The 19,790-nt window shown below is 72.3% G+C and carries 13 protein-coding genes; 7 read left to right on the forward strand and 6 right to left on the reverse strand.

Going from position 1 to position 19,790, the window contains the following annotated elements; all coding sequences use genetic code 11:
- Positions 1–180: 180 nt before the first annotated feature.
- From PPSIR1_RS05205 to PPSIR1_RS49125, 3 genes are all read left to right on the forward strand, one after another.
- A complete protein-coding gene (locus tag PPSIR1_RS05205) occupies positions 181–2,247 on the forward strand; it encodes a choice-of-anchor L domain-containing protein (protein ID WP_006969940.1) in 2,067 nt (688 codons plus the stop codon).
- Positions 2,248–2,586: 339 nt separating this feature from the next.
- Positions 2,587–3,567 (forward strand): hypothetical protein, encoded by a 981-nt coding sequence (locus PPSIR1_RS49120; RefSeq protein ID WP_006969941.1) that lies wholly within the window; start codon positions 2,587–2,589, stop codon positions 3,565–3,567.
- On the forward strand, positions 3,564–4,664 hold the full coding sequence (locus PPSIR1_RS49125; RefSeq protein WP_198154461.1) for a PLP-dependent cysteine synthase family protein: 1,101 nt from the start codon (positions 3,564–3,566) through the stop codon (positions 4,662–4,664). The genes PPSIR1_RS49120 and PPSIR1_RS49125 overlap by 4 nt, the downstream gene beginning before the upstream one ends.
- Here PPSIR1_RS49125 and PPSIR1_RS05220 read toward each other — a convergent pair.
- Both PPSIR1_RS05220 and PPSIR1_RS05225 read right to left on the reverse strand, forming a co-directional pair.
- Positions 4,639–7,818 (reverse strand): serine/threonine-protein kinase, encoded by a 3,180-nt coding sequence (locus PPSIR1_RS05220; protein ID WP_006969943.1) that lies wholly within the window; start codon positions 7,816–7,818, stop codon positions 4,639–4,641. The genes PPSIR1_RS49125 and PPSIR1_RS05220 overlap by 26 nt on opposite strands.
- 5 nt (positions 7,819–7,823) lie before the next feature.
- Positions 7,824–8,450, reverse strand: a complete 627-nt coding sequence (locus PPSIR1_RS05225; RefSeq protein ID WP_006969944.1) for an RNA polymerase sigma factor — start codon at positions 8,448–8,450, stop codon at positions 7,824–7,826.
- 253 nt (positions 8,451–8,703) lie between these two features.
- Between PPSIR1_RS05225 and PPSIR1_RS05230 the strand changes: the two genes are divergently transcribed.
- Genes PPSIR1_RS05230 through PPSIR1_RS05245 form a run of 4 tightly spaced genes read left to right on the forward strand, consistent with a single transcriptional unit; the run spans position 8,704 to position 15,102 of the window.
- A complete protein-coding gene (locus PPSIR1_RS05230) occupies positions 8,704–10,422 on the forward strand; it encodes a DUF2330 domain-containing protein (RefSeq protein WP_006969945.1) in 1,719 nt (572 codons plus the stop codon).
- A gap of 41 nt (positions 10,423–10,463) precedes the next feature.
- Positions 10,464–12,140, forward strand: a complete 1,677-nt coding sequence (locus tag PPSIR1_RS05235; RefSeq protein WP_006969946.1) for a DUF2330 domain-containing protein — start codon at positions 10,464–10,466, stop codon at positions 12,138–12,140.
- A 34-nt stretch (positions 12,141–12,174) separates the two neighbouring features.
- Positions 12,175–14,487 (forward strand): multiheme c-type cytochrome, encoded by a 2,313-nt coding sequence (locus PPSIR1_RS05240; RefSeq protein ID WP_006969947.1) that lies wholly within the window; start codon positions 12,175–12,177, stop codon positions 14,485–14,487.
- A 36-nt stretch (positions 14,488–14,523) separates the two neighbouring features.
- A complete protein-coding gene (locus tag PPSIR1_RS05245) occupies positions 14,524–15,102 on the forward strand; it encodes an NADPH-dependent FMN reductase (RefSeq protein WP_006969948.1) in 579 nt (192 codons plus the stop codon).
- Here PPSIR1_RS05245 and PPSIR1_RS05250 read toward each other — a convergent pair.
- The 4 genes from PPSIR1_RS05250 to PPSIR1_RS05265 all read right to left on the reverse strand — a co-directional run bounded on the left by PPSIR1_RS05250 (position 15,086) and on the right by PPSIR1_RS05265 (position 19,695).
- Positions 15,086–15,577: a hypothetical protein gene (locus PPSIR1_RS05250; RefSeq protein ID WP_006969949.1), complete on the reverse strand. Its 492-nt coding sequence runs from the start codon at positions 15,575–15,577 to the stop codon at positions 15,086–15,088. The genes PPSIR1_RS05245 and PPSIR1_RS05250 overlap by 17 nt on opposite strands.
- A 200-nt stretch (positions 15,578–15,777) precedes the next feature.
- Complete coding sequence (locus tag PPSIR1_RS05255; RefSeq protein WP_006969950.1) at positions 15,778–17,373, reverse strand: hypothetical protein; 1,596 nt, start codon at positions 17,371–17,373, stop codon at positions 15,778–15,780.
- 80 nt (positions 17,374–17,453) lie between these two features.
- On the reverse strand, positions 17,454–17,942 hold the full coding sequence (gene tssD, locus PPSIR1_RS05260) for a type VI secretion system tube protein TssD (protein ID WP_006969951.1): 489 nt from the start codon (positions 17,940–17,942) through the stop codon (positions 17,454–17,456).
- A 94-nt stretch (positions 17,943–18,036) separates the two neighbouring features.
- Positions 18,037–19,695 (reverse strand): type VI secretion system contractile sheath domain-containing protein, encoded by a 1,659-nt coding sequence (locus tag PPSIR1_RS05265; protein ID WP_006969952.1) that lies wholly within the window; start codon positions 19,693–19,695, stop codon positions 18,037–18,039.
- Positions 19,696–19,790 lie beyond the last annotated feature (95 nt).

Raw genomic sequence — 19,790 nt, forward strand, 5'->3', positions numbered from 1 at the left:
GCACGCCATCCCCCACCCCGCAAGCGAGGTCGAGAGGGTGCAAGCATTCATTCGTGCCATACCGTAATTTCTAGTGGGGAGCCCACGAGCGGCCTCTGAGCCCGTCGTTTTTAGTAGTCCTCGAGTGCCAGCCTGGTCTAAATTCGCTCCATGGTGCGACGTGGATTGAATCTTGGCTCGATGACCGTGGCGATGCTCTCGCTGGCTGCCTGTCCCGGCGACGACGGGCCAGGAGGGGGCACTTCTCTCGGCGATGACGAGACCTTACCCACGGGTGACGACGAGGTCGGGTCCGAGAGCACGGGCGAGTCGGGAGAGACCGGCGACACCGGCTCGACGAGCGGGACCGAGACGGAGACCGAGACCGACTCCAGCACCGACGCCAGCACCGACACCGACACCGACACCACGGAGGAGACCGGCGAAGAGCCGTGCACGACCAACGAGGAGTGCGAGGGCGACCCCAACGGCCCCATCTGCGAGATGGGGGCGTGTGTCGAGTGCACCGAAGAGCAAGACCCCTGCGACGTCGGCCTGTACTGCGTCGACAACCTCTGCGAGGTCGGCTGCGCCGACGACGAGGACTGCCCCGACGGCCTGCTGTGCGACACGGAGGAGAACAGCTGCACGGGCTGCGTCGTCGACACGGACTGTCCCCTCGGCTCGGTCTGCGAGGAGGGCGACTGCGTCGCCGGGTGCACCGACGAGCAGCCTTGCCAAGACGGCTTCACCTGCTGCGCCGGCGACTGTCAGGACCTCCTCAACGACCCCAACAACTGCGGCGACTGCGACGAGGTCTGCCCCGACTTCCCCAACGCCGAGGACCTGTGCACCGACGGCGGCTGCATGATGGGCGAGTGCGAGGACGGCTTCTTCGACTGCAACGGCGACCCCGTCGACGGCTGCGAGTCGAGCTCGCAGTGCGCCTGCACCCCCGGCGACACGATCTCTTGCTACGACGGCTTCCCGCCGGCGACCGAGGGCGTGGGCGAGTGCCAGGCCGGGACGCGGACCTGCAACGACCAGGGCACGAGCTACGGGCCGTGCGAGGGCCAGGTGCTGCCGGTCCAGGAGATCTGCAACAACGGCCTCGACGACAACTGCAACGGCCAGACCGACGAGAACCCCGACGACGACAACGACGGCTGGGGCGTGTGCGACAACGACTGCTGCGACCAGGTCGGCCCGGACTGCGCGACCCCGGACGTGGTCAACCCCGGCGCCTTCGAGGTCGACGGCGACGACGTCGACAACGACTGCGACGGTCAGGTCGACAACCCCGTCCCGCTGTGCGACGCGGGCCTGGCCAGCAACTCGAGCAACCCCCTCGACTACGCCCGGTCCATCGATCTTTGCCAGTTCACCTCCGAGAACCCGCCGCTGAGCCAACGGATCTGGGGAGTGATCGACGCGGACCTCCAGCGCGCCAACGGCACGGGCTCGCCCAACGCCAACAGCCGCTCGATCCGGCCCGGCTTCGGCAACAACAACAGCCCCCAGGCGGGCTCGAGCTTCGCGCTGATGTCCTCGGGCTTCGCGGCCGCGCCCGGCCAGACCAACCCCGCCCACGCCGGCTGGGAGACGGGCAACGACATGGGCGCGGACGTGGGCGCGCCCGCGGACTGGCTCGCGGCCAACGGCGGCAGCTTCCCCAACGCCCCGGGCTGCACCATCTCGGGCAATACCAACGCCAACGACTCGGTCATGCTCAAGGTCCGGGTCCGCGTGCCGACCAACGCGAACTCCTTCTCGGCCAAGTTCAACTTCTTCTCGTCCGAGTACCCCGAGTACGTGTGCACCAGCTTCAACGACTTCTTCATCACGCTGGTCGACTCCACGGACCCGGACAACCCCAACGACAAGAACATCGCGGTCTACGACGACGGCAACAACACCTGGCCCGTGTCCGTGAACATCGGCGCGGCCGCGGACGGTCTGTTCACCCAGTGTGACAACGGCACGATCAGCTGCTTCGGCACGCCGCAGAACTACAACGGCTGCGTGAGTGAGAACGGCCTGCTGGGCACGGGCTTCGACGCCTTCGCCAACGCCTGCAACGGCAACGATGACGTGGGCGGCGCCACGGGCTGGCTGACCATGTCCGGCAACGTCACCCCGGGCGAGACCATGGAGATCCGCTTCGTCATCTGGGACACCGCGGACAGCGTGTGGGACTCGCTGGTCATCGTCGACGACTGGCAATGGTCGGTGCAGGGCGCCACCCCTGGCGTCCAGCCTCCCGGTTGAGCTGCGACCAGGCCGCGCGCGCTCCCGGGCCTCTCCCGCGGACGCGCGAGCTTTCCAAGCGGAAACGCGACGGCGTCGAGCCAGGTCCACGGACCCGGCCGGCGCCGTCGGCCGTTGGCGGGCGCGCGCGCGCCACCGCGCCGCGCAGGGTCCTCCACGCCCCAAATTGGGACACTTTATGCGCATCGTGATTGTTTCATTCATGAGCATGACCATTTTAGCCTTGCTGATTCGAGATACTGGTCCATAGAACGATTTGAACTGGAATGATGCTCTGCACATACCAGTTTCCGCTTTATCCAGGATTCCTGCGCAATGATCTCCGACTCGCAGCCACGCATGCGTACAGATGCCATCTTCGGCGGCGCCGCTGATTCATCACAGTTCTTTTTACCCAGAGCCCGTGAGCGCGCGAGCCGCTACGGCGCGATCAAGCTGACCGAGCTCATCCAGGACCACCGCCGCGGCGAGCTCGTGCCCATGCCCTGGCCGGAGCTGTGCGGGGTCCAGGCCCGGCTCGCGCCCTCGCCCGGCATCGTCGTGCGCGAGGGCGCGGTGCGGCTGTGGAAGAGCGAGCGCCTGGTCCGGCGACTGTTCGCCCACTTCGAGCTCGGCACGACCGAGATCGGCCTCGAGGTCCGCGTGTCCAACCCCGTCGCCCCGGGCAAGGGCGCGGCGACCTCGACGGTCAACATGCGCCTCGTCGCCGAGGCCGTGGCCGAGCTCTACGGCCTGCCCCTCGACGCGCGCTGGCTGGTCCGCGAGCTCGCGACCATCGAGGCCACGGACGCGATCATCCCGGACGGGCGCACCTGCGTGTGGGACTTTCGCCGGGCCCGCCAGGCCTCGCCCCTCTACACCCTCCCGCCCGGGGTCTACCTCGGCGTGGTCCCGCGCGCGGCGACCCTCGACACCGAGGCCCTCGAGCGCAAGGGTCGGCCGCGCTACACCCGGGCCGAGCGCGCGAGCTTGTCGACGGCCTTCACCTCGATCGGCGCGGTCCTGCGCCGGCGCGACCTCGAGCGGCTCGCGCAGCTGGCCACGCGCTCGGCCGAGATCAACCACCGCTACATCCCCAACCCCAGCGTCGAGGCGCTCGAGACCCTGCGCGCCCGCGGAGCCATCCTCGGCTACGCCGTCGCCCACAGCGGGACCGCGGCCCTCGCCCTGGCCGCGCCGGGGACCTTCGTCGACAGCCGCGAGGCCCTGCGCGAGGCCTTCGAAGGTCGAGACGTCGAGCTGCGGGGCTTCGAGTACCGCCTCGAGCACGACACCCTGCCCTTTTTGATCGGCGCGGGGAGGGAGCTGTGGCGACCGTGAGGCCGCCCCCGCAGATCGGCGCCGCCGTGCCCGTCGAGCTCCAGCTCGAGCGCCTCGCCGCCAGCTTGCCCGTGGTCTCCCTCGGCCCCGCGGCGGACAGCGAGTGCGAGATCTGGGCGGTCCTCGGCGGCGCCCAGCCGGGCTCGAGCATCAAGGACCTCCTCGCCATGGGCCTGCTGACCCTCGCCCGCGAGGCCGGAGCCCTCGCCCCCGGCCAGGCGCTGATCGAGTCGACCTCGGGCTCCATGGGCGTGGGCCTGGCCTGGGCGGCGCGCTGTCTGGGTCACCCCCTCACCCTGGTCAGCGATCCGCACATCCCCGCGCTCACGCGCATGAAGATCGAGGCCCACGGCGCGACGCTGATCACCGTGGACGCGCCCCACCCCCGCGGCGGCTGGCAGCAGGCTCGAGCCGAGCGCGTGCGGGCCCTGCTCGCCGCGCGCCCCGAGCTCTACTTCGTCGAGCAAAACCACAGCCCCTTCAACCCGGGCGCCCACGCCCGCTGGCTCGTGCCGGCCCTCGCCCGCCGCGTGGACCCTGCGACGATCGACGCCGCGGTGTTCGTGGTCGGCAGCGGCGGCCACTTCAGCGCCCTGTCCCGGTGGCTCGTCGAGGCCAACCCGAGCTGCCGCTGCTTCGCCGCCGAGCGCCCGGGCTCGCGGACCTTCGGGGCGCCGCGGCCCGGCACCTCGGTGCTGCGCGGCGTGGGCAACAGCGACATCGTGCCCGGGGTGATCGCCCGCGCCTTCGAGCGCGTCAGCGGGGTCGTCAACGTCCCCGACGCCCACAGCCTCGCGGCCTGCCGGCGCCTGCTCGAGGCCCACAACCTGCTCGTCGGGCCGACCTCGGGCCTGGCCTACGTCGCCGCAACGGCCCTCGCCCAGCGCCTGCGCCGGGGCGTGGTCCTGACCTTGTTCCCCGACCGCGGAGAGCTCTACGCGCCCTTGCTGACCGAGGCGCCCAAGGACGTGCCCCTGCGCCGCTGGCGAGAGGGCTCCGGCCCCTGGGTGAGCACCGACGCGCCGGCGACCCGGCCCCAGACCCAGGCCCGGCCCTCGCCCCCGCGACGCGTCAATCCTGGCCGAACTCCGCGATGAACAGGGCGTAGTCCCGCCGCTCCGCGACGTCGAGCCCGGCCTCGGCCTCGGCGCTGGCGAGCTCGGCCGCCTCGACCCCATCCCCCTGGGCCCGCGCAACGGACAGGGCGATCCGAGCCACCAAGGCCACGAGCAGCGGGTCCTCGACCCCCTGCGCCCGCACCTCCAGCAGCTGCGCCGCGGCGTCTTCGTGACGCCCGAGCCGGGCCAGGGCCGAGGCGCGATCGATCCGACAGCGCTGCAGGACGCTCGCGTCCGGATCGACCGCCTTGGCGCGCAGCTCGAGGCTTCGGTCGTAGTAGCGCAGGGCCTCGCCCGGCCGCGACTGGGCCATGCGCGCGCGCCCGAGCTGCGATTGAATGTTGGCGACCTCCGGGTGCTCGAGTCCCAGAGCCTGCTCGGCCACGACCAGCGCCCGGATGCCCAGGTCGTAGGCCTCGACGCTGTCCCCCTCGCGCAGGGCGACGCTCGCCAAGCCGTTGAGCGCCACGGCGTTGAGCACGTGCTCCGACCCGAGGGTCGCCCCCGCCTTGGCCAGCGCCGACGCGTAGGCCTCCCGGGCTCCGGCGAGCTCTCCGTCGTGAACCAAGATCGTGCCCAGGCTGTTGAGCGAGTAGATGACGCTGGGGTGATCCTCCCCGTAGACCGAGCGCTTGATCGCCAGGGCCTCGCGCTGGTGCTCGAGGGCCAGGGAGAGCTCGCCGAGGTCGACGAGGGTCAGGCTCAGGTTGCTCAGCGCGATGGCCAGGCGCGGGTGCTCGGAGCCAAAGGTCTCGCGGTAGATCGCGGCGGCCCGCTCGTGCAGGCCGCGGGCCTTGGCCGCCTCGCCGCGCTCCGTGTAGGCCAGGCCCATGTTGGTCAGCGTGCCCGCGAGCTCGGGGTGCGCCGCCCCGAGCGCCCCCTCGCGGATCGCCAGGGCCCGCTCGTAGCGCTCGAGGGCGCCGTCGAGATCGCCCGCGCGGCGCAAGCTGTTGGCGAGGTTGTCGAGGTCCGCGGCGACCCGCGGGTGGTGCTCGCCGAGCTCGCGCTCGTTGATGGCGAGGGCGTCCTCGAAGGCCCGGCGCGCCGCCTCGGTCTCCCCGAGCCTGGCGTGGTTGATGCCCAGGGCGGTGTAGACCGCGGCCCGCGTGCGCTCGCTCGAGCCGTCCGAGAGGCCGTCGAGCAGCGCCAGCTGGGCGTCGAGGTGGCCGCGCGCCGCCTCGTAGTCGCCCTGGATCCGGGCCAGGCTCGCCCGGTTGCCCTCGAGCTTGACCTGCAGCATGACCTCGGCCGACGCGTCGACGAGGCCCTCGGCGTGGATCAGCCAGTCCCGCGCGCCGTCGAGCTCGCTGCGATCTTCGGCGAGCAGGTCGATCATCTCGGTCGCGCAGTAGCCCGCCTGCTCGAGCAAGCCCGCGCCCAGGGCCGCGCGGTAGGCCGCCTCGAGCTTCGTCTGCGCGGTCTCGTAGTCCGCCCGGCGCCGGGCGATTAGGCCCTCGCGGACCAGCACCTGGGTGATCAGCGGGGCGTAGCCGAGGGCCTCCGCCCGGGGCAGCAAGGCGGCCGCGGGCTCTGGCTCGTACTTGCCCGCGACGAAGCGGACCCGGAGCTCGGCCAGCGCGCGCTCGATCGCCTCGAGCTCCTCGACCTGCCCGGGCTCCGTGGGCGCCCCGTCGACGGCGTCGAGGTAGCTGCGGTCGGCGCAGCGCGCCTGCGGGGGCAGGCCGTCGACGATCGACACCGCCCGCAGGACCGTGGCCCCGTCGGCCTCGCTCAGGGCGTCGACGAGGACCTCGAGCTCGCGCAGGTTCCCGTCGAGGCAACCCATGCGCCGGTCGAGCAGGGCCTGCGACTGGACGCCGCGGGCCGTGGCCAGGCAGGCCTCGGTGCGCGCCTGCGTCCAGCCCTGGGCGTAGTCGTCGAGGCCGGCGAGGACGCGCTCGCGGGTCTCCTCGGCGTAGCTCGCCCCGGTCTCGGCGGCCGTACCCGCCTCGACGATCGCCCGACCCACGGCCTCGCTGCGGGCCTCGCTCCAGACCTCCCGGAGCGCCGCGTCCATGTCCGTGCACACCGGCGCCTCGAGGGCGCGCGCGGGCTCGAGGGCTCGCGCGGCGCCAAAGCCCAGGCCGGCCACGGCGACCATGCCCGCGACCACGGCCAGCGCTCGGCGACGGCGCTGCTGGGGCCGCTGCGACAGCGCCGCGAGCAGGGCCTCCATGGACGGGTAGCGCTCCTCGGGCTCCGTGGCCAAGCCGCGCTCGAGCACCGCCCGCAACCACGCCGGCACGCTCCCTCCACGCGGCGGCTCGCGCAGCTGACCGCCGAGCACCGCCCGCGTCAGCGAGTGGAGGGTCTCCCCGGCGAAGGGCCGCTGGCCGTAGAGGGACTCCCACAGGGCGACGCAAAAGCTGAACTGATCCGTGCGCGCGTCCGTGGCCTCGCCGCGCAGCTGCTCCGGCGCCATGTAGGCCGGCGTGCCCATGATCGCCCCGGCCTGGGTCAGCTCGATCGACGACCACGGCCGGGCGCGGTCGAGGCTGTCCGTGCTCTCCGTGGCTCGCCCGGTCCGCCGCGCGAGGCCAAAGTCCATGACCTTGACCTGGCCGTCCGTGGCGATCATGACGTTGTCGGGCTTGAAGTCGCGGTGCACGAGCTTGGCGGCGTGGGCCGCCGCGAGCCCGCGCCCGGCCGCGATGAACACGTCGAGGATGGCCTCCCGCGCGCGCGCCTGGGTCAGCCACTCGCCGAGGGTCTCGCCCTCGACGAACTCCATGGCGATGAACAGGTCGTCCTCGTGGCGTCCGCTCTCGTAGATCGGCACGACGTTGGGGTGAGACAGGCGCGCGAGGGCCTTGGCCTCCCGCAGCATCCGCTCCCGGGCCTGGCCCGAGTCCTCCCGCTCGACGCCCGCGCGCAGCACCTTGATCGCCGCCCGCCGGCCGAGCTCGGCGTCGTAGCCGAGGTAGACCGTGCCCATGCCCCCCTGGCCGAGCTTGCGCAGCACCGAAAAGCGCCCGATGGTCGGCGCGAGCTCGGAGCGGGGCGAGCCGAACAGCCTCGCGTTGAGGCCGTCGAGGACGAGCTCGCGCTCGAGGGGCGAGTCGAAGGCTGGGGGCGGCGCGGGGCCGGCCTCGCCGCCCTCGGAGGACTCGGGCTCGGGCTCGGGCTCGTCCACCGGCCTCAACCCCCTCCGGGCCCCAGGTCGCGCAGGCTCGCCGCCCAGCCCTCGAGGTCGCCCAGGGTGCTGTCACGCAGCGCCGGGGACTCGGCGACCTGCTCGATCGCCTCGCCCAGGAGCTTGCGCGCCCGGACCAGCCGGCTGCGCATGGCCGAGTGGGAGACGCCGACGATCCTCGCGATCTCGGCCGCGTTGAAGCCCTCCCAGTAGGCGAGCTCGAGGGCGACCTGGTGCTCGATGGGCAGGGTCCGCAGGGCCATGAGCAGCAGCCGCTGCTCGCCGCGGAGCACGGCCACGCTCGACGGGCTCGGGGCGATGTCGACCATCCGGGTGATGCTCATGTCCACCGGCCGGCCGCGGCTGCGCTCGCGCAGGTGACCGCACAGCACGTTGTGCGCCACGGACAGCAGGTAGGCGCGGACGGTGGTGCCCTCGCGGATCCGGTCCTTGCCCTCGATCAGCGCCAGGAAGGTCTGCTGGATCAGGTCCTCGGTGTTGTCCCCGAGCTTGTTGCGAAAGAAGCGGGCGATGGCGTCGAGGTGGCGCTCGACGAGGCGCCGCCCCGCGCTCTCGTCCCCCCGGCGCCAGGCCGCCAGCAGCTCCGCATCGATGCCCCAGTTGTCCGCCACGGCGCTGGCTAGACTACTCGCTTTTGTGGTCCTGCCCACCAACCCGGCGACCGGTTCGCGCCCGACTCTCGCAGACGCACAATTTCCGCCTGGCGAGGCCGGCTGGAGCAGTGCGATGATCGCGTACCGGCGGACGCCTAGCCGCCGACCGGACCACCGGCCCCTCACCCGCGCAGTCGAGACCATGTCGCACCCACGCCGCTCCCCCGCCCCTCGCCCCCACCTTCGCTCGACGCGACGCGCATCCCGCGGATTGCGGATCGCCGCCCTCGCCTCGCTGGTGGGCGCTGGCGCCCTCGCCATCGCCCCCGTGGCCCAGGCCTTTTGCGGCTTCTACGTCGCCGGCGGCGACGCCCAGCTCTACAACGACGCGACCGTGGTCGTGCTCATGCGCGACGGCAAGCGCACGGTGCTGTCGATGCAAAACGACTACCAGGGCCCGCCGGAGGACTTCGCCCTGGTCATCCCCGTGCCCGTCGTGCTCGGCGAGGACGACGTCAAGACCCTCCCCCCCGAGATCTTCGCCCGCGTCGACAAGCTCGCCGCCCCGCGCCTGGTCGAGTACTGGGAGCAAGACCCCTGCGCCCCGCCCCGCCCCGAGTACGCCATGCGCGGGGCCGGGGGCTTCCCGGGCGGCCCCGTCCCGCAGGCGGCCCCCGCCCCCGCGGAGAAGTTCGGCGTGTCGATCGAGGCCCAGTTCACCGTCGGCGAGTACGAGATCGTGATCCTCTCGGCCAAGGACTCCACCGGCCTCGACGGCTGGCTGCGCGCCAACGAGTACAACATCCCCGCGGGCGCCGAGCCCCTGCTCGCCCCCTACATCGAGTCGGGGATGAAGTTCTTCGTCGCCAAGGTCGACGTCGAGAAGGTGAAGTTCACCAAGGGCCCCGACGGCCAGGACCGGGCGACCCTCTCGCCGCTGCGCTTTCACTACGACAGCGATCAGTTCGCCCTGCCCGTGCGCCTGGGCCTGGCCAACGCCAACGGCAAGCAGGACCTGCTCGTGCACATCCTCGGCCGCGAGGCTCGCTACCAGGTCGCCAACTACCCCAACGTCACCATCCCCACCAACCTCGAGGTCCGCGACGCCGTGCGCGAGTCCTTCGGGCCCTTCTACGTGTCCTTGTTCGACCACACCCTCGCGCAAAACGAGGGCGCGGTGATCACCGAGTACAGCTGGTCGGCGGCCTCGTGCGACCCCTGCCCCGAGCCGGCCCTGGACCTCAGCGAGCTCGTGACCCTGGGCGCCGACGTGCTGCCCAGCTACGCCGACAGCCTCGGCCAGGGCGAGCCCGTCGACCCGGGCCTGGAGTGGCGGATCCCCAGCGAGTTCGTGCTGACCCGGCTGCACGCGCGCTACGACGCCGAGGACCTCGGCGAGGACCTGGTCTTCGAGGTCGCCCCGCCCATCGCCGGCGGCCGCGAGCACCTCCAGAGCGACGGCGCCCTCGAGCGCGGGGCCGTGCCCCAAGGCAGCGGCAACAACCAATTCCAGGGGCGCTACATCATCCGCCACGCGTGGGAGGGGCCGGTCGAGTGTGAGAACCCCCAGCGCGGCATCTGGGGCGGCCCGCCCAACAAAGACGGCTCTCGCAACGAGGACAAACCCACGCCCACGGTGGCGCGCCAGCTGGCGACCGCGGACCGCAGCCAGAACCTCGGGAGCTTCGTCACCCCCTCGGCGGGCAAGATCCTCGGCGTCGCCGTGGAGGCCGGGCCCGAGCCGGGCGCGGACGCCAACGCTGGCGAAGGGGCCAACGCTGGCGAGGACGCCAAGGCCGGCGAGGACGCGAAGGCCGAGGCCGGAGCGGAGGCTGGCTCCAGCCCCGACGCGGCAAAGTCCGGGGGGGAGAAAGCCGACGGGGGAGGCTGTCGTTGCGAGGTCGGACCGGAGGGACCCTCCGCCCCGGTCCACCTGGGCCTGGGCCTGCTGGTCCTCGGTGCCCTGACCCAGGTCCGCCGCCGCGCCTGACCCGAGACCCCGCCCCCCGCCCCACGCCGAAGTTCACCGCCATGCACGACCCGCGCCCCGCCTCCCCCCGCCTCCGTCTTTGGGCCTCGCGCCTGACCCTGGCCGCTGCCCTCGCCCTCCCCGCCGCCGCGATGGTCACCGCCCCGAGCAGCGCCGAGGCCTTTTGCGGCTTCTACGTCGCCGGAGCCGACGCCGAGCTCTACAACAACGCGACCATGGTCGTGATGATGCGCGACGGCAAGCGCACGGTCCTGGCCATGCAGAACAACTACCAGGGCCCGACCGAGGACTTCGCCATGGTCGTGCCCGTGCCCGTCGTGCTCCAAGAGGCCGACGTCTTGACCCTCGAGCGCGACGTCTTCGACCGCGTCGACCAGCTCGCCGCCCCGCGCCTGGTCGAGTACTGGGAGCAGGACCCCTGCTACCGCCCGCCCAGGCCCAAGCGCAGCCGGGCCATGAAGTCCATGGCCGTCGAGAGCTCGATGCCGCCCTCGGAGGCCGAGGGCGACGCGGACTACGGCGTGACCATCGAGGCCGAGTTCACCGTCGGCGAGTACGAGATCGTGGTCCTCGGCGCCCAGGACAGCACCGGCCTCGACAGCTGGCTGCGCGACAACGGCTACTCGATCCCCGAGGGCGCCGCGGACGTGCTCGGGCCCTACGTGCAAAGCGGCATGAAGTTCTTCGTCGCCAAGGTCGACGCGCAAAAAGTCCGCTTCGACGCCAACGGCCAGGCCCAGCTCTCGCCCCTGCGCTTCCACTACGACAGCGACACCTTCTCCCTGCCCGTGCGCCTGGGCCTGATCAACGCCAACGGCGACCAGGACCTGATCATCCACATCCTCGGCCAGCGCCAGCGCTACGAGCTGGCCAACTACCCCAACGTCACCATCCCCACCAACCTCGAGGTCAACAACGAGACCCGCGAGCGCTTCGGCCAGTTCTACGCCTCGCTCTACGACCACACCGTGGCCCAAAACCCCGGAGCGATCGTGACCGAGTACAGCTGGTCGGCGAGCAGCTGCGACCCCTGCCCGGTGCCCGCGCTCTCGGGCCAGGAGCTGCGCGTGCTCGGGGCCGACGTGCTGCCTAGCATGGCCGACTACTTCGACCAGCAGGGCAACCTGACCAACGAGTGGGGCCTGTCCTCGGAGTTCACCCTGACCCGGCTGCACGCCCGCTACGACCGCGAGGCCCTCGGCGAGGACCTGGTGTTCCGCGAGGCCGAGCCCATCGTCGGCGGCCGGGAGTTCCTCCAGGACAACGGCGTGCTCGAGCGAGGCTCGCGGCCGGCGGACTACGGCGAGAGCAACTTCCAGTCGCGCTACATCATCCGCCACTACTGGGACGGGCCGGTCGCCTGCGCCAACCCGCGCTTTGGGGTGTGGGGCGGGCCGCCCAACCACCGCCAGGAGACCAAGGTCGCCCGCGATCTGGCCTTCGTGGCCCGCGACGCTGGCCTCGACGAGTTCGTGACCGCGGCGACCCACGACGAGCTCGGCCTGGCCGGGCCGCCCAAGGCCGAGAAGGTCCCGCACGCGGGCAAGCGCAAGCGCGGCGGGGGCGACAGCGTCCACGCCGACGCCAGCGAGGGCGGCTGCGCCCACTGCTCGACCACCGAGGACGGCTCGTCCTCGCCCTGGGGCCTCGCCTTCGGCGGCCTGGGGCTGCTCGGGCTCGGCGCCCTGCTCCGTCACCGCCGCCGTCGCCAGGGCTGAGCGAACCAACCCCTCCGACCACGGTCCGACCTGCGTGCGCCGCCGCGATCCAGCCCTCCACCGCGTCCCCCTCGGTCTCGCCCTCGCGCTCAGCCTGTGCGCGGGCGTGGGCCTGGCCTGCTCGAAGACCACCACCGTCGAGGGCGAGGGGCCGACCACGGCGACGCCCAAGGTCGACCCGAGCGACGAGGGCCCAACCGAAGCTGGCAGCGGCGTCGAGGGCCCCGTGCCCGACGCGCGCCTGCCCGAGGACGACGGCGAGTTCGCGCCCGCGCTGACCACCCGGGCCCCCGGGCCCGCGCCCCTCGACGGCCACACCCTCGGCGACGTCGACACCTGCGGGACCTGCCACGAGCAGATCGTCGCCCAGTGGCGCACCAGCGCCCACGCCTACGCGAGCTTCAACAACCCGATCTACCGGGCCTCCATCGCCCGCTTCCGCGAGGCCGAGGGCGGGCCTGAGGCGAGCCGCTTTTGCGCGGGCTGCCACGACCCGGCCCTGCTCGTCGACGGCGTCATGGACACGCCGGGCTCCCTCGCCAAGGACCCGCGGGCCCACGTCGGCGTCGCCTGCCGGGGCTGCCACGGCGTGGCCGAGTCCCGCCCCGACGGCAACGGCAGCTACACCCTCGCGTCGGCGGCCATGGTCCTGCCCAGCGACGCCGACGGCGGGGCCCCCGGGGAGCTCGGGGCCCACCGCCGCGCCGTCACCCGGGGGGCCGCGCGGGACCAGTGCGGGGCCTGCCACCGCGCCTTCGTCGGGGTCGAGACCGGCCACCCCCACCACCTCGGCGGCACCGACGAGCTCGGCCCGTGGCGCGACTCGAGCTACTCGGGCTCGCGCCTGCGCCTGGACACGCCCGTGGACGAGGCCGACTGCGTCGACTGCCACATGGCCACGACCACCGAGGCGGACCCGGCCATCGCGGCCCTCGACGAGGCGGCCGCCGACGCCCAGGGGCGCTTCGTCAGCCACCGCTTCCTCGGCGGGCACAGCTACCTCGCGGCCATGCGCGACGACCCCCAGACCCTCGCGCAGATCCAAGCCTTTCTGAGCGATGTTGCGAGCGTCGACGTGGCCGCGGTCAAGCTCGACGGGCAGGCGGCGCTGCTCGGCCGCGGGCTGAGCCCCGAGGCCCTCGCCCTCGGGGGCGAGCTGCGCGTGGACGTGGTCGTGCGCAACCGGGCCGTCGGGCACCGCTTCCCCGGGGGCACCCGCGACGCCCAGGACACGTGGATCGCCGTGCAGATCCTCGACGCCGCCGGAGCGGTCATCGGCGAGTTCCAAGATCGCCCCGAGGCCCCCGCCGAGGTCCACCGCCTGCGCGCCGGGGCGGTCGACGAAAACGGCGCGCTGATCTCCGCCCGCGAGGTCGAGCGCCTGCGCGCCGTCGCCTTCGACCACACCATCGGCCCGCGCGACGCCGTCGCGGTCCGCTACGCCCTCGAGCTCCCGCCCGGGCACCGAGGCGTCCGCGTGCGCGCGCGCCTGCTCCACCGCAGCCGCAGCCTGGCCCTGGCCGCGCGGACCTGCGAGGGGGGCCGCAGCGCCTCGGGCCAGGCCGCGCTCAGGACCAGCGCCGAGCGCAACGGCGAGCGCCTCGACCCCTGCGCGACGCCCCCGACCACCGCGATCGCCGAGGGCCAGCTGGCGCTCGGTGAACTCGTGACCCGGCCGGACACACCCGCGGCGGCGCCCGACTGCGAGCGCCTGTGGGAGCTCGGCGTCGCCCTGAGCCACCAGCTCCAAGAGCGCCTGCCCGAGGCCCGCGAGGCCCTCGAGGCCGCCCTCGAGGCCGCCGAGCGCGAGCTCGACGACCCCGCGCGCCTCGCCCAGACCCGCGCCCGAATCCTCGCCACCCTCGGCGCCGTCGCGGCGCGCCAGGGCCGGGTCGAAGAAGCCCTCACCCTCGCCGACCAGGTCGAGGCGCTGATGCCCGACCACCCCTACCCCGACCTGCTCCGCGGCCGCGCCCTGGCCAAGGTGTGGCGCTGGGAGCAGGCCATCGAACCACTCGAGCGAGCCTTCGAGCGCAACCCCGAGTCCCCCGGCCTGGCCTCCGAGCTCGCCACCGCCCTCGGCAGCGCCAACCGCCCCGCTCGAGCCCTCGCCGTCGCCCAGGCGGGCCTCGCCCTGCGCCCCCGCGACGAGGCCCTGCTGCGCAGCCAGGCCCTGGCCCTCGCCGCCCTCCACGGCGAAGACGACCCCCGGGCCAAGGCCGCCCTCGACGCCTACTTCGCCCACCGGCGACCCGACGACGAGCCCCACCTCGCCGCAGACTGTGGGCGGCTGGACCCCGCCTGCGCCCTCGAGCGGGTCCCCGTGCACGTCCACCGCAGGAACTGAAGCGGGCTCGCCCGCGCGGGTACCATCGCAGCGCTCATGAAGCTGCTCGTGTTCGCCGCGTCCGCCCACTCGACCTCCATCAACCGAAGGCTGGCCGAGTACGCCGCCCGCACCCTGGCCGCCGACGCGAGCCTCGACGTGCCCATCGAGATCGAGCGCCTCGACCTCAACGACTACGAGATGCCGCTGTTCACCCAGGACCGCGAGGCGCAGCTCGGCTCGCCGCCCCAGGCCCAGGCCTTCCTCGACGCCATCGCGCGCAACGACGCGGTCGTCGTGTCCTTCGCCGAGCACAACGGCTCGTACACCGTCGCCTACAAGAACGTGTTCGACTGGGCCTCGCGCATCGACAACAAGGTCTACCAGGGGCGACCCATGGTCCTGCTCGCGACCTCCCCGGGCGGCCGCGGGGGCGCCAGCGTGCTCGGCCAGGCCAGCGCGAGCCTCCCCTACCAAGGCGGCGAGATCGTGGCCAGCGTGTCCGTGCCGCGCTTTCACGCCAACTTCGACGCGGACACCGACACCCTGACCCAGCCCGAGCTCCGCGCCCAGGTCGAGGCGGCCATGCGCGCCCTCTACGACGCGACCAAGGCCCGGCTCAACAAGGGCCCGTGATGTCCCCGGGGGCCGTGCACGCCGTCAGGTTCGAGGGCACGCACTGGTCGGTCTGCCACAGCTCGTCCTCGCCCCCGCACAGCACCTTCATCAGCGGCGGGCACAGGTCGCCCGCGTTGACGCAGCCGATGTACTCCTCGGCGTCGGTGCACCAGCTGCCCTCGCCCATCTCGACCAGCGGCGAGCCGTAGACGGCGTTGCAACCGGCCGCGCTCGAACACGCGTCCTCGGTCTCGTGCACGACGCAGCCCATGGGCTCGCCGTCGTCGCCACCGCCGAAGTCCCCCGCGTCGTCGCCGGCATCGTCCCCGCCCTCGTCGACGTTGACGTCGCCGCCCTCGTCTCCGTCTCCCTCTTCCGTGTCCCCGGCCGCCTCCTCGGGCCCCTCCTCGTCGCTGCCTTCGCACGCGGGGGCCAGGGCCAAGGTCAGGCTCATCATCAGGGTCGGGATCGTCAGCGTGGCTCGGCGCATCATCTCGACGCTTGAGACTCTCCCTGGCGGCTCCAGGCTTCGCGACGAGGGCGTGAGCATGGCGCGAGTTCGCCGTGAAACTCCAGCCGCCCATCCCGTGTCGAAGACACGACTCGCAAGCTGCTGAAAATCGCCGCGCGTCGTCAGGTGCGTCGCTGCGCGTCGCGGCCAAGGAGCGAAACCGAAGCTGTCTCAGGAGCTTGCTAGCGCAGCTCGGACTCGAACGGCCAGCCCGCCGAGTCCGTGACGAACAAGCGCCCCGGCGCCCGGTCGAACCACCACGCGCCGTGCAGCTGCCAGGCCGCCGCCGCGAGCACCAGCGCCAGGAACAGCCAGCGCACGCGCACGCCCCAGGGCGTCTTGGAGCTCCCCGCTCCCCCGGCCACGACCAGGGCCGGCAACGCGAAGGGCAGCCAGTCCACGGCGAAGCGGTAGCTGAACTGGAGCTGCCCGCTGTTTTGGTAGAGCAGCGAGGGCACGGCCACCGCCGCCGCGGCCAAGAGCAGCCCCCAGCGCTGCGGAGCCGGGCTGTCCTCGCCCTCAGCCCGCGGGCGCAAGGCGAAGGCCGTCAGCAACACCCACGGCGACCCCAGCAAGATGCTCGAGCCGTGGATCGACACCCGCGGCACCCAGGCCGCCAGGTCCGACTTCGGCCCGCCCAGGAGCTCCGGCAGCGCCCCGGGGCCGTGGGCCCAGGTCGGCATCAAGGTGAAGGCGCAGCGCAGGTTCCGGCCCAGGTAGTCCGGCGCGAACATGCCGATCTCCTGCATGCGTCGCTGCCAGCGAATGTCGAGGAAGCGGTGGCCAAACTCGAAGGGGTCGGCGAAGCGCGCCCAGTTCATGGCCATGAGCGCCGAGCCGATGACCACGATCGGCGCGGCGAAGCGCAGCGCCACCAGGGCGCGCTCGCGCAGGCTCTGGTCCTGGCGCTGGCCCTCGCGCCACCACTCGAGGGCGAAGAAGACCACCGCGACGGCCACGTGCGGCCGAGCGCCCACGGCCAGACCCAGGGCCAGGCCCGCGAGCAAGGGTCGGTGGCAGCGCCAGGCCATGGACACGTAGAGCGCCAGGCACAGCGCGGACACGATCTGTGCCGTGAACCACACCTCCCCGTGGCTACCCAACAACAGCGCCGGGCTACCCAGCGCCCAGGCCCCGGCGGCGAACAGGTGCTCGAGCTGCTCGCCGCGCTCGCGGTCGAACAGGCGCAGGAGCACCGCGGGGATCAAGGCCGCGAGCAGGCAGGTCAGCAGCACGTCCGGCGTGCCCTCCGGGCCCCACAGCGCGACGGCGGGCAGCATCACCAGGGCCGGCGTCGGCGGGAAGCTGACGTACCAGGTCTCCCGACGCTCGACGATCTCCCCGCGGCCGAGCTCGAGCAGCTGCGCGCCCCGGCCGAGGGTCAGCCAGCCCTCGACGCCGCGCTTGCGCAGCGCGTCGCAGGCCTCGGTCCGGCACTTGTGGGCCCGCACCGTCGAGCCGTCGCGCAGGCTCAGCGTCCACACCCGCGCCCAGTCGTCGTGGCGGTTGCGCTTGCACTGCTTGGCCCGGCGCAGCTCCTTGGTGCACCAGCCTTTGGGCTTCCCCTCGTGCTCGAGGGTGCCGTCGAGCCACGACTGCGCGAGGTGGGCGTAGTGGTTGTTGGCGCTCGCCGATCGCAGGCGCTCACCCCCGGCGAAGCTGGCGAGCACCACGAAGGTGACGATGAAAGCGGCGATCGGGCGCAGCCACGAGCGCCACGGGCTCGGAGCCGACGGGGTCGTCGGCGTCGTCTCGCGCGCTGCCGGAGCCTCGGCCATCGGCGGAGTGTAGTGCCGTCTGCGTTAAACGGAAAAGGGGCCGCCAGATGGCGACCCCTTTCGAGCGCGAGCGCGTTGGCTCAGGACTCGGCCCAGTTGTCGGTGTGCTCCTTACCATCGGCCACGTAGGTCTTGGTGATGGTGTGGAACACGATCTCGACGACCTCGGTGGCCGGCTCGGAGGTGTTATCGGGGTCGAGGCAGTCCGGCGAGGTCACGGTGATCGAGGCGATGCGGCCCTTCTTGATGGAGACCGTGTAGAAGTGCTCGATCTCCCCCATGCCGTCGCGGTCGGGGCGGAAGAACTTGAACTCACCCTCGATGACCTCGTTGTTGCACAGGGCCTTGAACAGGATGGGCGAGGCCATGTCGACGCGCTTGCGGATCTTGATGGGGTGGTGCTTGCGGCGGCCAGCGTAGTTGGCCGTCGCGGCCTCGATGGCCGAAGCGACGGAGTCCTCGTAGAAGACGGCCTCGATGGAGTTGCCGTCACCGCGCACGGACTCGGTGGGCTCGCCGTCGATGTGGGTTCCGTTGGCGGTGAGGTGGACGTGAGTGATCGTTGACATGTTTTCGCTGCTTCCTATCCGGTTAAATCGTCGTCCCTGGTGGTGCTGACGTTAGGTCTGAGTGCACTTGGCTGTCAAGGCAAGCCCGCCGCCGTCAATCGGCGAGGGCCACCGTGAGCGGAAGATCAAAGCCGACCTCGAAGGGCACGCCTGCGAGTCGGGGTTCGACGGCGGCGACGAGTCGGATCATGGTCTGATCCCCCTCCTCGACGACGCCGGCGTTGAGCTGAGCGCCACCGCCCAGTCCCGGGAACAGGAACACGGTCGCGGCCTGCTCGAACAGGTCCTCGACCTCCTGGCGTGACGAGCCAGCGGGGATTTGGTCGCGGACCCAGAGGCCAAAGCGCACCAGCCGCCCGGTGAGGATCTGGGCCGGCAGGGGCACGGCGTCCTTCGAGCGACGGGCGGTGCGGATCTCGGACAGCACGACCGCGTCACTGTTGCGACCGCTACCCAGCCCGATGATTCCCAGGGCCCCCAGCTCAGCCTGCGCACGAATCGACACAAACGCGGCCGTGGGCACGGTGCTGCCCTGCTCGCGCCCGCTCTGCACCTCTCGCAGCCCCGGCATGCGGAGCGAGCCCTCCTTGCCGAGCACCCGCGCGAAGCTGGCCGTGTGCCGGAAGCTCGCCGCCAACATCGCCGCCACGGCGAACACCGACGAGCCCAGCACCGTTCGCCGGGCCGCGCCCGCGCCCTCGGACGCGACCACCACGTCGTTGGTGGTGACCGCGAGCCAGCGCGAGACCTCGTCTTGGGTCAGCTCCGCCCAGCCCTCGGGCAGCGCGCTCATGCCATCGGGCTTGGCGTCGCGCAGGGCCGTGATCACGTCCTCGGCGTCCTCGACCCCGAAAAAGCCGGGGCCCACGGAGGTCACGAGCGGGGCGTGGAGGTCCTCGGCCGTCGAGGCCAGCGACTGCAGGCGCGCGGGATCCTCGACGCGGTCAAAGCAAAAGTAAGCGTCGGGCCGGTTCATCGGCTCCTCGTCCAGGCTCTCGCGCATCACCTGCTCGAGGCCCTCGGGGCCGACGTCGACGATCTCGACGTACATCTTCGCGCGGCGCGTGGCCTCGGCGACGACGAGCTTGAGCCCGCGCCACAGCGCCTCGGGCTCGGTCACGCCCGGATCGTTGAGCAGCGCCGAGATCGCCCCGAACACCGCCGTCTCGACGAGCTCCCGGGCCCGACGGTGCGCCGGGGTGGGCTTGGCGCCCGCCTTGGGCTTGCTGCCGCGGAGCGCCGAGATGAACGAGTCGACCGCCCGCGCGCTCTCGTTGCGGGTCGCCTCGGCCTTGCGCTCGTTGGCCGCGAGCATCTCCCCGACGAGGTCGTCCGAGTCCCCGCCAGCCTTCGCCTCGGGCTCAACCTCGGGCGCGGGCGCGGGCTCGGGAATTGCCTCGGACTCGTCGCCGGCGAACACCTTGCGCAGCTCCGCCGCGAGCGGGCCGTCGCCGACGAGCTCGACCACCTTGGCCACGGCCGCGTCCGGCGAGGGCCGGCGCGAGCTCGGGCCGCCCAGGTCGTCGGCGAGCTTGCGCAGGGTCGTGAGCGCCGGGACCGAGGCGAGCACGTGCTTGAGCGAGTAGTCCTTGAGCTTCGCGAAGCTCAGCTCGACCTCGAAGGCACCCGCGGCTCCGATCGCCGGGCCGACGTCGACCTTGGCGCCCAGCTGCGCGGCGGCGAAGGACTCCTTGAAGCTGTCGGTGTCCAACGCGAAGCGGCGTCCAGTGGGCGTGGGCGACAGGGAGCCCATCAGCAACCAGTGGACATGGGAAGATTCGCGAGCGCTGGCGTTGGACATGGAGAGCGACCGCCCCGGGCTGCGCACGAACGCCGACTGCGTCCGCG

The sequence above is a fragment of the Plesiocystis pacifica SIR-1 genome (assembly GCF_000170895.1).
GTDB classification, from domain to species: Bacteria; Myxococcota_A; Polyangia; order Nannocystales; family Nannocystaceae; genus Plesiocystis; species Plesiocystis pacifica.

What these genes read in the sequence shown, in the direction of transcription:
- PPSIR1_RS05205 (WP_006969940.1), top strand. Translation starts at nt 181, where the DNA reads ATGACCGTGGCGATGCTCTCGCTGGCTGCCTGTCCCGGCGACGACGGG.
- PPSIR1_RS49120 (WP_006969941.1), top strand. Translation starts at nt 2,587, where the DNA reads ATGCGTACAGATGCCATCTTCGGCGGCGCCGCTGATTCATCACAGTTC.
- PPSIR1_RS05235 (WP_006969946.1), top strand. Translation starts at nt 10,464, where the DNA reads ATGCACGACCCGCGCCCCGCCTCCCCCCGCCTCCGTCTTTGGGCCTCG.
- PPSIR1_RS05245 (WP_006969948.1), top strand. Translation starts at nt 14,524, where the DNA reads ATGAAGCTGCTCGTGTTCGCCGCGTCCGCCCACTCGACCTCCATCAAC.
- PPSIR1_RS05250 (WP_006969949.1), bottom strand. Translation starts at nt 15,577, where the DNA reads ATGATGCGCCGAGCCACGCTGACGATCCCGACCCTGATGATGAGCCTG.
- PPSIR1_RS05255 (WP_006969950.1), bottom strand. Translation starts at nt 17,373, where the DNA reads ATGGCCGAGGCTCCGGCAGCGCGCGAGACGACGCCGACGACCCCGTCG.
- tssD (WP_006969951.1), bottom strand. Translation starts at nt 17,942, where the DNA reads ATGTCAACGATCACTCACGTCCACCTCACCGCCAACGGAACCCACATC.
- PPSIR1_RS05265 (WP_006969952.1), bottom strand. Translation starts at nt 19,695, where the DNA reads ATGGGCTCCCTGTCGCCCACGCCCACTGGACGCCGCTTCGCGTTGGAC.